Annotated in this window: 9 protein-coding genes; all 9 read left to right on the top strand. The window is 74.6% G+C overall.

Features of this window, described 5'->3' with window-relative positions; translation table 11 throughout:
* Positions 1-135 precede the first annotated feature (135 nt).
* The 9 genes from bldG (at position 136) to RMN57_RS18550 (ending at position 13,942) form a co-directional block, all read left to right on the top strand.
* Positions 136-477 carry an anti-sigma factor antagonist BldG gene (gene bldG, locus RMN57_RS18590; RefSeq protein ID WP_148644090.1) on the top strand — a complete coding sequence of 114 codons (342 nt, stop codon included), beginning with the start codon at positions 136-138 and terminating at the stop codon, positions 475-477.
* A 159-nt stretch (positions 478-636) separates the two neighbouring features.
* The gene (locus RMN57_RS18585; protein WP_313764479.1) at positions 637-1,056 is read left to right on the top strand and encodes an ATP-binding protein; all 420 of its coding nucleotides are present in this window, start codon (positions 637-639) and stop codon (positions 1,054-1,056) included.
* Between the two features lie 289 nt (positions 1,057-1,345).
* The gene (locus tag RMN57_RS18580) at positions 1,346-1,714 is read left to right on the top strand and encodes a cyclophilin-like fold protein (RefSeq protein WP_313764478.1); all 369 of its coding nucleotides are present in this window, start codon (positions 1,346-1,348) and stop codon (positions 1,712-1,714) included.
* 263 nt (positions 1,715-1,977) lie between these two features.
* Positions 1,978-2,718 (top strand): small secreted protein, encoded by a 741-nt coding sequence (locus RMN57_RS18575; protein WP_313764477.1) that lies wholly within the window; start codon positions 1,978-1,980, stop codon positions 2,716-2,718.
* 211 nt (positions 2,719-2,929) lie between these two features.
* On the top strand, positions 2,930-4,462 hold the full coding sequence (locus tag RMN57_RS18570; protein WP_313764476.1) for a methyltransferase: 1,533 nt from the start codon (positions 2,930-2,932) through the stop codon (positions 4,460-4,462).
* A gap of 272 nt (positions 4,463-4,734) precedes the next feature.
* Positions 4,735-5,196, top strand: coding sequence for a DUF3592 domain-containing protein (locus tag RMN57_RS18565; RefSeq protein ID WP_313764475.1), 462 nt, complete (start codon positions 4,735-4,737; stop codon positions 5,194-5,196).
* Positions 5,197-5,664: 468 nt separating this feature from the next.
* Positions 5,665-8,553, top strand: a complete 2,889-nt coding sequence (topA, locus tag RMN57_RS18560) for a type I DNA topoisomerase (protein ID WP_313764474.1) — start codon at positions 5,665-5,667, stop codon at positions 8,551-8,553.
* Positions 8,554-8,721: 168 nt separating this feature from the next.
* The gene (gene tmk, locus RMN57_RS18555) at positions 8,722-12,294 is read left to right on the top strand and encodes a dTMP kinase (protein WP_313764473.1); all 3,573 of its coding nucleotides are present in this window, start codon (positions 8,722-8,724) and stop codon (positions 12,292-12,294) included.
* 436 nt (positions 12,295-12,730) lie between these two features.
* Positions 12,731-13,942 (top strand): DNA polymerase III subunit delta', encoded by a 1,212-nt coding sequence (locus RMN57_RS18550; RefSeq protein ID WP_313767877.1) that lies wholly within the window; start codon positions 12,731-12,733, stop codon positions 13,940-13,942.
* Positions 13,943-14,173: the final 231 nt, after the last annotated feature.

Here is a 14,173-nt window from a genome sequence, read left to right as displayed (position 1 = left end):
CGGCCGTACGGCCGTGGGTCGCAGCGCCGAGGCTTGCCGCGTGTTGGCTGGCGCGCCCGGGCTCGCGACCATGCGGTTGCGGCTGTCCGGCCGGAGATCGCACATGACGTAGCAAGGCAAGGTGCTGGAGGTTCCGTGGACCTGTCCCTGTCGACCCGTACAGTCGGCGATCGCACGGTCGTCGAGGTTGGCGGCGAGATCGATGTGTACACCGCCCCGAAGCTGCGTGAGCAGTTGGTCGAGCTCGTCAACGACGGCAACTACCACCTCGTCGTCGACATGGAGGGCGTGGACTTCCTCGACTCGACCGGCCTCGGTGTGCTGGTGGGCGGTCTCAAGCGCGTGCGTGCCCATGAGGGTTCGCTTCGGCTGGTGTGCAACCAGGAGCGCATCCTGAAGATCTTCCGCATCACCGGCCTGACCAAGGTCTTCCCGATCCACACCTCGGTGGACGACGCGGTCAACTCGACCGACTGACGTGGCCGGGCCGGCCTCCGGGCCGGCCCGCCCGATCCATGCGTCCGGCGTGCCGGGGCCGCGGTTCGGCCCCGGCTGTCCCGGCCGCCTCCGAGCCGGTTGGTGCCGGCTCATAGGGGCCGCATGCCCGGCCCCGGTCGGACACCCCGAGGGGGAATGATGGCAACCGTCGAACTTCGATTCAGTGCGCTTCCCGAGCACGTGCGTACGGCCCGGCTGGTCGCCGCGGCCGTGGCCAGACGAGCCGGGGTCGACGAGTCGGTGCTCGACGAGGTGCGGCTCGCCGTGGGCGAGGCCTGCTCCCGTGCCGTCGGCCTGCACCAGCGCGGTGGGATCACCGGCACGGTCCGGGTGGCGCTCAAGGACGAGGAGAAGCGTTTCCTCATCGAGGTCGAGGACGAGGCGGGCCCCGCCACCGCCCCGGCCCACGCCGCGGCAGAGGGCGCCGATCCGGACGAGGACACCCTGGGCCTTGCGGTGATCACCGGCCTGGTCGAGGACCTGGAGGTCGCCGACGGCGCCGAGGGCGGCGTGATCCGGATGAGCTGGCCGGTCTCGGTCGACGCCGTCACGGTCTGAGGCGCTCTCCGCTCACCGGGGTGGTCGCGCGCGACCCTCATGTCCAGAACTTGCGCTCGGACGGCTGCTGGTTCGGCGGCGTCCGCACGCTGCTCGCGCCTGCGTTCGCGACGGTGCGTTCGCGACTGCGCCCGTGCTGCCTTTCGCTCTCGCACGCGGCTGCCTCTTCACGTGTTCCACGGGTCCATTCCCCGGGAACGTGTTGACAAATTGTTGAGCCTGGCGGTTCGCTGCTTCCGGCACGACCGGGTCCGATCGAAGATCGGATCTGTCGCGGAAGAGGAAAGCCATGCGGATCCGCATTCTGTGGCCGGCCGGGCAGGCCACCGCCGCGCTCGACCCCACGCCCACGAGCGAGGCGCTCTGGGACGCGCTTCCGATCAGTTCGTCGGCGAGCCTCTGGGGCGAGGAGGTCTACTTCGGCACGCCCGTCAGCGTGCCGCGCGAGGGAGGGGCTCGGCAGGTCGTCGAGCCGGGCACGGTCGCGTTCTGGACGGACGGCGACAGCCTCGCGCTGCCCTACGGGCCGACGCCGATCTCGCGCGGTGACGAATGCCGGCTGGCGAGCCCGTGCAACGTCCTCGGCGCGCTGGACGGGGACGCCCAGGTGCTGCGGACGGTCCGTGCGGGCGACCCGATCCGCGTCGAGCGCGCCTGATCGGAGCCTCTCCGGGCCTGACCGCGCGCGGTTCCGGAGGCATCCCCGGGCCGTTCCCGGTTCCGCTCCTCCGAACCGGCGCGGTCCCGCGTCCTCGGACCGGGCCGGGACCTGCCCGGGACCCCGGCGGGACCCGGCCCGGACCCGGGGCCGGGCGCCGGCGGTCGGTGGAGGAGCGGGAGCGGGAACCGGGGGTCCGTCGGCGGCCGTGTAGGTTCGCAGTTCGACGACCCAAGACGACCGAAACCGAAAGGCCTCTCCCGGTGAACAAGCGACTGCTGGCCGTACCCGCGCTCGGCGCGCTGCTCGCGTTCGGCGCCGTCGGCTGCGGCGACGACAACACCAAGCAGCTGGAGTCCTGGGCGGCGAACGTCTGCGGCGCGGCCAAGGACCCGATCGCCCAGGCCCAGACCGCGCTCGCGGACACCGGTCAGGTGAAGACCGGCGAGGCGCCCGCCGACCTGCAGAAGCGCCTCTCGGCGGACATCGCGCGTCTGGCCAAGACCAACCAGGACATCGCCGCGGCGATCGACTCCGCCGGGGCGCCCAAGGTGGACGACGGCGCGACGATCCAGAAGGACACCGTCGCCGAGCTGAACAAGGCGGCGGACGGCTACCTGGAGGTCCAGAAGAAGCTGGACGCCGTGTCCAACGCGGACCAGTCGAAGTTCGCGGACGGTCTCCGCAGCGTGGCGGACCAGATCCAGCAGCTGGCCTCGCTCTCCACCCAGGCGCAGGCCAAGCTGCAGCGCGGCGAGCTCGGTGCCGCGATGGCGAAGCAGGAGGGTTGCAAGCCCGGCTCGGCCGCGGCGGCTCCGACCGCCGGCGCCGGCGGTTCCCCGGCCACGGGCTCGCCGGCCACCGGCTCCCCGGCGCCGGGAGCGACGGACCAGGCCGCCACGCCGGCCCCGTCCGGCTCGGCGCCCGGCGCACCTGCCACCACCCCCGCGGCCACCACCCCGGCGGCCGCTTCCGCGACGACCCCGGCCCCCACGGCGAGCTGATCCTCGCGAGTCGAGCCCTCGCGGGCCGATTCCCCGGTCGGCTCGCCCGAGGAACCGGCCCGCGACATCAGCCGGGACCCGATCGACCGAGCCGCCGCAACGGCAGACGGTCAGGCCGACGGCTGCATACAGACGGTCAGACCGACGGACCGCAGGCCGACGGGCCGGCCGAGCGGGGGAGCGCGGGCGGCGGCCGGGGGACAATGGCGGGGTGATCAGTAGCCCCGTTCTCGACCCGACCCGCCTCGCCAAGCTGCGCGAGGCGCTGCTCGCCGCCTCGTTCACCGCAGACGGCTGCCTCGACCTGCTCGGGCCCACCGGCTATGCGGCGCTGGCCCGCAGTGAGGCGGTCCCGGCGCTGCGCGCGACCCGCGGCGGCAGCCCGCTGGAGACGCTGGTGCGGCTGTTCCTGCTGCAGCAGCCCGTGCCGTACAAGGCGGCCGCCGCCGCGCTGCCGGTCGAGGACTGCCTGGCCGACGGCTGGCTCCGCCCGGACGGCGATCTGGTGCGCGCCACCGTCGACGTCCGCCCGTACGCCAACGAGGTCGCCGGCCTGCCCAGTTCGGACGCCTGGGTGGTCTCGGACCTGGGCTGCGCGGTCGGCGGCGCGGGCGGTATCGGCTCCGGCGAGACCGCGCACGGCGTGGCCCGCCGGGACCTGGTGCTCGGCGTGGGGGGCGCGTCCACCACGCTGGCCAACATCACCGTGCGTCGACCAATCCGGGCGGCGCTCGACCTCGGTTCGGGCTCCGGCGTGCAGGCGCTGCACGCCGCCCGGCACGCCCAGCGGGTCACCGCGACCGACCTCAACCCACGGGCGCTGCGGTTCACCGAACTGACCCTGGCGCTCTCCGGGTTCGAGAACACCGACACCGCTGCCGGCAGCCTCTTCGAGCCGGTCGGGGAGCGGCGGTTCGACCTGATCGTCTCCAACCCGCCGTTCGTGATCTCGCCGGCCGGCCGGTTCACCTACCGTGACGGCGGGATGGCCGGCGACGACCTCTGCCGCAACCTGGTCCGCTCGGCCGCCGACCACCTGGAGCCCGGCGGCTACTGCCAGCTGCTGGCCAACTGGCAGCACGTCAAGGGTGAGGACTGGCACGAGCGGCTGGCCGGCTGGGTCGCGGGCACCGGCCTGGACGCCTGGATCGTCCAGCGCGAGGTCCAGGACGTGGCCCAGTACGCCGAGTTGTGGCTGCGCGACGGCGGCGACCACCGCGGCCCCGGCGGCGACTACCAGGCCCGGTACGGGGAGTGGCTGGACGCCTTCGAGGCGGGCCGGGTCGAGGGCATCGGCTTCGGGTGGATCACGCTGCGGGCGAGCGGCGCCGAGCGGCCGACCGTCCGGGTGGAGGAGTGGCCGCACCCGGTCGAGCAGCCGCTCGGCCCGCACATCGAGGAGTGGTTCGACCGGCAAGACTTCCTGCGGACGCACGACGACGCGGGGCTGCTGGCCGCCCGGTACGTGCTGGCCGACGAGGTGGTCCAGGAGCAGGTCGGCGAGCCCGGCGCGGAGGACCCGGAGCACGTGATCCTGCGGCACAACCGCGGCATGCGGCGTGCGACCAAGGTGGACACGGTGGGCGCCGGGTTCGTCGGGGTCTGCGACGGCACGCTGTCGGCCGGCGAGATCGTGGACGCCATCGCGCAGCTGCTCGGTGAGGACCGCGTGGTGCTGCGCGACCGGGTGCCGGAGTCGCTGCGGCTGCTCACCGAGCAGGGCTTCATCCAGCCGGTCGCCTGATCGGCCGATCGTTTCGAGGCCCGGGCTGTCCGCAGCCCGGGCCACCTGCAGCCCGGGCCACCCGCGGTTCAGGCTGTCCGCAGCCCGGGCCACCGACAGCCCGGGCCGCCGACAGCCCTCGGTCTGCCCGTCCTCGCGAGGCGCGGGCAGGCCATTCGGGTTCATCTCGCGGTGGCCCCCGATTTGCCCGGCAGTCGTCGAACGTCTGTCCCTCGTTGGCCGTCGACTGTGAGGCTCTGTCCACAGGCTGTGGACAGAGCTGGGGGCGAGGGGTGGAGCCGACGACGGCGACGGTGGGCGGCGCGGTGCTCGCGCTCTTCGGGGGCGCGCTGCTGCTCTGGTGCGCCGCTGAAGTGCGCCTTCGTCACCGGCTGCGGCGGCGCGGCGTGCCGGCGGTGGCCACCGTGGTGGCCGAGATCGATGCGCACGGCGAACTCGACAGCGCGCCGCTGCTCTCCTTCTCCGCCCTGGCCGCGGTCGGCGGGCCCGGTGCCGCCCGCTGCTCCGAGGCGGTGATCACCCGGCCGCGTGGCCACACCCCGCTCCGCCGTCCGCCTGGCCTGGTGCCGGGGGCCTCCGTCCGGGTCGCCTATGACCCGCGCCGCCCGAACCGCGTGGTGCTGGCAGTGGCAGAGACCGGCCGGGTCGCTCTGACGGATCTGCTGTGGGCGGCGCTCGGCGCCGGCTGCCTGGCCGCGGGCGCCGTCCTACTGGCGGCCGTAGCCACCCGCTGAGCCGTACCCGGGTACCCGCCCCCGGCCAGCCCCCACCCCGCCGTCCTCGGCCACCACCCGCAGCCCTCTGCCGCCGCGGGCCGAGGCGCTGGCCACCCCTACCCCCGACGCCGCACCCCTACCACCGCCATCGCGCCCGTACCACCGCCACCGCCCCGGCCGCCGGTGCGGCGAATTTCCGTTGACAGATCTTGAAATCCGTCATTCCATCCTTCGAAACCCGCCGAAGCCCCCCTCCACGGGGCGCGATCCTCCATCATCGGGTTACCGTTCGAGTGGCGTCGGTCGGCCTTGCCGGTGAAAAAGCAGGATCCGTCCGTTTGACAAGGGTGGCCGGGGTACGGTCACACTCCGCTGGTGGGGTCGTCGTACAGCGGCAGCCCCGGGACGGTGGAGGGGTCGGGCGGAGCGCAGCCCGTGCTGCCAGCGCCGACCAGCTCACATAACGACCGGGAGAGAAGAGCGAAGGTGTCCCCGAGCAGCGAGACCGCGCACGGACAGCGACTCGTCATTGTCGAGTCGCCGGCCAAGGCGAAGACGATCAAGGGCTACCTGGGCCCCGGCTACATCGTCGAGGCGAGCGTCGGGCACATCCGGGACCTGCCCAGCACGGCGGCCGAGGTCCCGGACAAGTACACGGGCGAGGTGCGCCGCCTCGGCGTGGACGTCGACCACGACTTCGCTCCCATCTACGTCGTCAACGCTGACAAGAAGTCCCAGGTCAGCAAGTTGAAGTCGCTGCTCGCGGAGTCCGACGAGCTCTTCCTCGCCACCGATGAGGACCGCGAGGGCGAGGCCATCGCGTGGCACCTCCAGCAGGTCCTGAAGCCCAAGGTGCCGGTGCACCGCATGGTGTTCCACGAGATCACCAAGTCGGCGATCCAGGAGGCCGTGGCCAACCCGCGCGAGCTGAACCAGCGCCTGGTCGACGCCCAGGAGACCCGCCGGATCCTCGACCGCCTCTACGGCTTCGAGGTCTCGCCGGTGCTGTGGAAGAAGGTCATGCCGAAGCTCTCGGCCGGCCGCGTGCAGTCGGTCGCGACCCGCCTGGTGGTCGAGCGCGAGCGCGAGCGGATGGCCTTCCGCACCGCTTCCTACTGGGACCTGGTCGGCACCTTCGGCACCGGCCGCACCCCGGCCGACGCCGCCAACCCGGAGACCTTCGGCGCCCGCCTCTCCGCCGTCGACGGCAAGCGGATCGCCAGCGGCCGCGACTTCGGCCCGGACGGCCGGCTGAAGGCGAGCAGCACCAACACCCTGCACCTGGACGAGCAGGCCGCCCGCGCGCTGGCCGCCGCCCTGGAGCAGACCGCGTTCAGCGTCCGCAGCGTCGAGTCCAAGCCCTACCGCCGCTCGCCGTACGCGCCGTTCCGCACCACCACGCTGCAGCAGGAGGCCAGCCGCAAGCTGGGCTTCGGCGCCAAGCGGACCATGCAGGTGGCCCAGAAGCTGTACGAGAACGGCTTCATCACCTATATGCGTACCGACTCGACGACGCTCTCGGACACCGCTGTCACGGCCGCCCGCGCGCAGGTCACCCAGCTCTACGGCGCCGACTACCTGCCGGACGCCCCGCGCACCTACGCCAGCAAGGTGAAGAACGCGCAGGAGGCGCACGAGGCCGTCCGCCCGTCCGGCGACCGCTTCCGCACCCCGGCCGAGACCGGTCTGACCGGTGACGACTTCCGGCTCTACGAGCTGATCTGGATGCGCACCGTCGCCTCCCAGATGAAGGACGCGGTCGGCCAGTCCGTCACCGTCAAGGTCGGCGGCCGCGCCTCGGACGGCCGGGACGCCGAGTTCTCCGCCTCCGGCAAGATCATCACCTTCCACGGCTTCCTCAAGGCCTACGTCGAGGGCGCGGACGACCCGAACGCCGAGCTCGACGACCGCGAGCGCCGGCTGCCGCAGGTCTCCGAGGGCGACCCGCTGGCCGCCGAGCAGCTCACCCCGGAGGGCCACGCGACCAAGCCGCCGGCCCGCTACACCGAGGCGTCGCTGGTCAAGGAGCTGGAAGACCGGGAGATCGGCCGCCCCTCCACCTACGCCTCGATCATCGACACGATCATCGGCCGCCGCTACGTCTTCAAGAAGGGGACGGCGCTGGTGCCGTCGTTCCTCTCCTTCGCCGTGGTCAACCTGCTGGAGAAGCACTTCGGCCGGCTGGTCGACTACGACTTCACCGCGAAGATGGAGGACGACCTCGACCGGATCGCCGCCGGTGAGGCGCAGTCCGTCCCGTGGCTGAAGCGCTTCTACTTCGGCGAGGGCGAGGGCCACGCGACCGGCGGCGCCGCCGAGGCCGGCAACGGCGACGGCGACCACCTGGGCGGCCTGAAGGAACTGGTCACCGACCTCGGCGCGATCGACGCCCGGGAGATCAGCTCGTTCCGGATCAGCGACGACATCACCCTGCGGGTCGGCCGCTACGGCCCGTACGTCGAGCGCGCCTCCGCCGTCGAGGGCGAGCCGGGCCAGCGCGCCGACATCCCGGACGACCTGCCGCCGGACGAGCTCACCGTCGAGCTGGCCGAGGAGCTGCTGGCCAGCCCGAGCGGCGACTACGAGCTCGGACCGGACCCGGTGAGCGGCAACATGCTGGTCGCCAAGAAGGGCCGCTTCGGTCCGTACGTGACCGAGATCCTGCCGGAGGGCACGCCCAAGACCGGCAAGAACGCCGTGAAGCCGCGCACCGCCTCGCTGCTCAAGACGATGTCGCTGGACACCGTCACGCTGGACGACGCGCTGAAGCTGCTCTCGCTGCCGCGCGTGGTCGGCGTCGACGCGGAGGGCGTGGAGATCACCGCGCAGAACGGCCGGTACGGCCCGTACCTCAAGCGCGGCACCGACTCCCGCTCGCTCGCCGACGAGGAGCAGATGTTCACGGTCACCCTGGAGGAGGCCCTGGCCATCTACGCGCAGCCCAAGCAGCGCGGGCGGGCCGCCGCCGCCCCGCCGCTCAAGGAGCTGGGCACCGACCCGGTCAGCGAGCGCCCAGTGGTGGTCAAGGACGGCCGCTTCGGCCCGTACGTCACCGACGGCGAGACCAACGCCACGCTGCGCAAGGACGACGACGTCGAGACCATCACGCCGGAGCGCGGCTACGAGCTCCTGGCGGAGAAGCGGGCGCGCGGTCCGGTGAAGAAGACCGCCAAGAAGGCCCCGGCGAAGAAGGCGGCCGCCAAGAAGACGGCCGCCAAGACCGCCGCGACCAAGACGGCGGCGAAGAAGACCGCGGCCAAGAAGACGACCACGGCCAAGGCGACCGCGAAGAAGACGGCCGCCAAGAAGACCGCGGCGAGCAGGTCCGCGACGAGCGAGTCCGCGACGAGCGAGACCGCCACGGACGAGGGCTGATCCGCCCGCGTCGGCGGAACCCCGGGCCCGCGCCCCTCCCTCCCCGGGAGAGGTGCGGGCCCGCGGCCGTCGGGGAGCCGTGCGGACTGCGTCACAACCCTGCAATGACCGGTATCCGGAGGCCCGCTCCCCTCTTTTCCGGCCTGCCCCGACCGCTACGCTGACCGTATGACGAGCGAGGAGCAGCCCACCCCCAGCGCCCCCGCGGCCGCGAGACCCGGCACGCCCGACCTCCTGGAGGTCGTGCCCGCCGGAACCCCCGGTGAGCGGGCCCGCGCGCTGCTGCGGCTGCGCCCGTACCGGCGGCTCTGGACCACCCAGCTGATCGGCGGCACCGCCGACCGGCTCGGGTTCCTGGTGCTGCTCGCGCTGACCGTGATCGCCGCCGCCCTCGGCGGCCAGTTCGGCGACCTGCCGCGCAACCTCGCCTTCGCGGTCGCCGCGGTCTTCGCCGCCCGATTGGCCGCCACCGGGCTGGTCGGCGTCGCCCTGCTCGGCCCGGTGCACGGGCTGCTCGCCGGAAAGCTGGACCGCCGCTGGACGCTCTTCGGTGCGGACGCGCTGCGGGCCGTGCTGGTCGGCCTCGCACCGTGGTGGATCGTCTGGCTGAGCTCCGGCCCCAGGCCGTCCGCCGCCGCGACGTACGTGCTGCTCGGCACCGTCTTCGTGACCGGCGCCGCCGAGCGGGTCTGGGCGATCGCCAAGGCCGCCGCCGTGCCGGGCCTGCTCCCCCCGGCCAACCCGTACGCACCGGCCGCCGAGCAGCGCCCGTCCGCCGCGGACCTGGACACCGTCCGGACGCTGGACCGCCGCACCGGCTGGGGCACCGTGCCCCTGGCCGCCACCGCGCTGGTCGCGCTCACCCTGGTCAACAACGTCTTCGCGGCGCTCGGCTCGGACTGGCTGCGCGCCCACCAGACCACCTTCGCCGCGCTCGGTGCGGCCGCCCTGTTCGCCGTCTCGGCCGTCCGGGTCTACCTGCAGCAGCTGCCCGGCGGCCCGGTGGCCGTCGCCCCGCACTCCCCGCTCCAGGGCCTGCGCGCGCCGACCGACTCCACGCCCGGCCCCGCACTGCGCAAGGGCCGCACCGGCTCCGCCCCCTACTTCACCTTCGCGGTCGCCGCCGGGTACGCCTCGATGGCGGGCGTCGCCGCGCTCGCGCTGCTGACCGCCGCCGAGCACCGCGCCGGGCCGATCGGCTACGGCCTGCTGGTGCTGGCCGCCGTCGGCGTCCCGGCGCTCGGCGTCCGGATGACCAGGGCGACCCTGCCCGCGCTCTCCCGCCGCCGGCTGCTCGCGCTCGCGCTGCTGGTCGAGGGCGTCGCGCTGATCCTCGCGGGCCTGGTGCTGAACTTCGTGCTCGTCCTGCTGCTGACCGTGCTGGCGGCGCTGGCCGCCGGGATCGTCGTCTCGACCGGGCGCACCCTGCTCGCCCAGGAGGTCGAGGAGGCCCGGCTGCCGAAGGTCACCGAGCACCTGTTCGCGGTGTTGCGGGCCGTGGTGGCCGCCGCGCTGGTCGTCGTCCCGCTGATCGCCGCCGCCTACGGGAACGTCGCGTTCGGCACGGTCGAGCCCGGCTCGTTCACCTTCATCCACGGCGGTGCGGCCCTCGCGGTGGCCACCGCGGGCCTGCTCACCCTGGTGCTCGCCGCCGTCGTGCTGCTCAAGACCGACGACCGCCGGGGCATCGCGCCGTTCGGTCGGGACCTGCTGGACGCCGTCCGCGGCGGTGCCGGCCTCCCGCCGCACCGGACGACCGGTACCGGCTTCTTGATCGCGCTGGAGGGCGGCGACGGCGCCGGCAAGTCCACCCAGGCGCAGGCGCTCGCCGAGTGGATCCGCGGCAAGGGCCACGAAGTGGTGCTCACCCGCGAGCCCGGCGGCAGCCCGGTCGGCCAGCGGCTGCGCGGCCTCGTCCTGGACGTCGCCAACACCGGCCTCTCGCACCGCGCCGAGGCGCTGATCTACGCCGCCGACCGCGCCGAGCACGTCGAGAACGTGATCCGGCCCGCGCTCGCCCGCGGCGCGGTGGTGATCACCGACCGCTACATGGACTCCTCCATCGCCTACCAGGGCGCCGGCCGCGACCTGGCCGCGACCGAGGTGGCCCGGATCTCGCGCTGGGCGATCGGCGGGCTGCTGCCCGACCTGACCGTCGTCCTGGACGTGGACCCGACCAAGGCCCGGGAGCGGTTCACCGAGGCGCTGGACCGGCTGGAGTCCGAGCCGACCGAGTTCCACCAGCGGGTTCGCGCGGGCTTCCTCGCGCTGGCGGCCGCCGACCCGGCCCGCTACCTGGTCGTCGACGGCAGCCAGCAGCCCGGCTTCGTCACCACGGCGATCCGCCACCGGCTCGACCGCGAGCTGCCGCTCTCCGAGCAGGAGAAGGCCGCCCGCGTCGAGCAGGAGCGGCTCGCCCGCGAGGAGGCGGAGCGCCGCGCGGCCGAGGAGGCGCGGAAGAAGGCCGAGGCCGAGGCCGCCGAGCGCAAGCGGCAGGAGCTGCTGGAGCAGCTCCGGGCCGAGCAGGCGGAGAAGGAGCGGCTGGCGAAGGAGGAGGCCGAGCGCAAGGCCGCGGAGGCGGCGCGCAAGGCGGCCGAGGAGGCCCGGCGCAAGGCGGAGGAGGAAGCCCGCCGGCGTGCCGAGGAGGAGGCGAAGCTGCGCGCGGCCGAGGAGGCGCGGCTGGCCGCCGAGGCCGCCGAGCGCAAGCGGCTCGCCGAGGAGGCCGCCGCGCAGGCGGAGCTCCAGCGGCAGCGGGAGCTGCAGCGCGAGGAGCAGCGCCGTCGTGCCGAGGAGGCACTGCAGCGGGCCGAGGAGGCCCGGCTGGCGCAGGCCGCGGCGCTGGCGGCGGCGGCTGCCGCTGCGGCGGAGGCGGCCGAGCGGGCGGAGCGGGCGGCTGCTGCCGCGGCTCCGGCGCCGTCCGCGGCTCCGGCTCCGGCTCCGGCTCCGGCTCCGGCTCAGACGCCCGGTGACGCGGTGACCACCGAGCTGCGGGTGGTGAAGGAGCGGGGCGCCGACGACGCCACGCAGGAGATCTCCGAGCGGGACCGCCGGGCGGCCGTCCGGGCCGCCGAGGCGGCTGCGGCCGGCGAGGCTGCGGCTCGGGCCGGTGGGTCTCGGGCCGGTGGTGCCCCGGAGGTCGACGCGACGGCCAAGCTGCCGGTCGTGCCCGGTGCGCCGGTGCCCCCGGCGGCGCCGACGACTCCCGCGGCGGCGGACGAGACGGCCGTGCTGCCCCGGATCCCCGCGACGGACACCGACCGTGCCGCCACCGACCGGACCGAGGTGCTGCCCCGGATCGAGTCGGCCGGCCAGGCAGGCCAGGCCGGTCAGGCCGGCCGGGTGCCGCCGGGTCTCTGGCGGGACGAGCCGGCCGGGCGCGCCGCCCAGGAGCAGCCGGTCGACACCACGCGCGAGCTGCCCGTGGTCGACGACGACGAGGAACAGCAGCCGGCCGCCGAGCCGCGGCCCCGGCCCTCCTGGGCCGAGGAGACGCCGATGGACGACCTGCCGAGCCTCACCGACACCCTGCTCGGCTCGCGTGACGAGTGGGTCCGTTGGGAGCAGGGCGGCGCCACGGAGTCCGGCCCCCGTGACCCGCGTGTCAGCTACGGCGCCGGTACGGCGGACCAGGGCGGTCGGCCGGGTGAACCCGGTCAGCCCGCTCAGCCCGGTCAGGGCGACCGCGGGGAGGACGGCACCGGGGACAAGGGCAAGGGCCGGCGCTGGCGGCGCCGGGGCTGACCCGGCGTAGCACCGGAGGCCGGCGCCCGAGGGTCGGCAGTAGGACCGGAGGCCGGTGGCCCGACGTCGGAGGCCGGACGTCGGAGGCCGGACGTCGGAGGCCGGACGTCGGAGGCCGGACGAGCCGAGACGGTGGTGGGCGGTGCGGTCGGGGCGTGGTGCTCCGGCGGCACCGCCCGCTGTCGTTCCCGCCACGTATGCTCGACGGCGGAAACCGCCCCGGGTCGTGTGCCCGGGGCACGGCGGCCACCGGGGCGGCGCGGGCACGGCAGACGGGCCGGCCCGGGCCGGGCGCGGAGTCCGCACCAGGATTCCGCGGGGCCGATCCGCACGGCCGAGTTCGCGCGGGGCAGCCCGCGTAGGGCGGCCCGCGCAGGGCGATCAGCACGAGGCAGCAGTCCGTACGAGGTGGCTCGTACCGAGCTTGGGAGCAGCAGTGGCCGTCTGGGACGACCTGGTGGGCCAGGAGCGGGTGGTCGAGCAGCTGACCGCCGCCGCCCGTGCGGCCGGGGCCACGGTCGCCGCCGGGCGCGGAGCGGCGCCCGAGCCGGGCGGCAACGCCTCGCTGATGACGCACGCCTGGCTGTTCACCGGACCGCCCGGGGCCGGTCAGACCACCGCCGCCCGCGCCTTCGCCGCCGCCCTCCAGTGCACCAGCCCGGACCTCGCGCTCGGCGGCACGCCCGGCTGCGGCTTCTGCGACGGCTGCCACACCGTGATGGCGGGCAGCCACGCCGACGTGAAGTACGTCCGTACCGACGGCCTGTCGATCGGCGTCGGCGACATGCGCGACCTGGTGCTGCGCGCGTCCAGCTACCCGACCGGCGGCCGCTGGTCGGTGATCCTGGTCGACGCCGCCCACCGCCTCACCGAGGCCGCCGCCAACGCCCTGCTGAAGGGCGTCGAGGAACCGTCCCCGCGCACCGTCTGGCTGCTCTGCGCGCCCTCCGTGCAGGACGTGCTGCCCACCATCCGCTCGCGCTGCCGGCTGTTGGTGCTGCGCCAGCCCGCCGCCGAGGCCGTCGCCGACATGCTGGTCCGGCGGGACGGCGTCGACCCGGAGACCGCCCGGCTGGCCGCGCTCGCCGGGCAGGGGGACATCGAGCGCTCCCGCCGCCTCGCCGTGGACGACCAGGCCCGCACCCGGCGCACCGAGGTGCTGCGGATCCCGCTGGAGGTCTCCGACATCGGCGGCTGCCTGGCGGCCGCCCAGCGTCTCGTCGACACCGCGAAGGCCGACGCCGAGGCGCTCGCCGAGACCCAGGACGCCAAGGAGACCGACGACCTCAAGGCCGCGTACGGCGCGGCCGAGGGCGGCAAGGCCCCGCGCGGCATGGCGGGGGCGGTCAAGGAGCTGGAGAAGCGGCAGAAGAGCCGCGCTACCCGGACCCGCCGGGAGACGCTCGGCGTCGCCCTGCTGGACCTGCTCGGTTTCTACCGGGACGTGCTCGCCCTGCAGCTCGGTTCGGCCGGTGCGCTGTCCAACGAGGACCAGCGGCAGGCGCTGAACCGGGTCGCCCAGGCCGGTCCGCCGGAGAGCACGCTGCGGCGGATCGAGGCCGTGCTGGCCTGCCGGCAGGCGCTGGACCGCAACGTCGACCCGCTGCTCGCGGTGGAGGCGATGACGGTCGCGCTGCGGGCGGGCTGAAGCGCGAGCGGGCGGCGTCCCGCAGGACGCCGGTCCCCGGTGCGCTCCGGGCAGGTCGCGGGCCCGTGACGGCGGCACCGGGTAGGGCTTCCCGCGCTAGCCGCACGTCCCACCTTCGAGTGAACGGGTTGTACGCGCCGCGCACACCCGCGTGTGACCGCCGGGTCGTCTTGCACGCTGGGGCCGACTGCGCCCCGACGGCGGGGCCGTCGCGTCCCGTCCGGCACCGGC

The organism is Kitasatospora sp. CM 4170 (assembly GCF_032110285.1).
In the GTDB taxonomy this organism is placed as follows: Bacteria; Actinomycetota; Actinomycetes; order Streptomycetales; family Streptomycetaceae; genus Kitasatospora; species Kitasatospora aburaviensis.
Note: the sequence above shows the minus strand (reverse complement) of the source record. Positions and strands in the feature narration are given on the sequence as shown.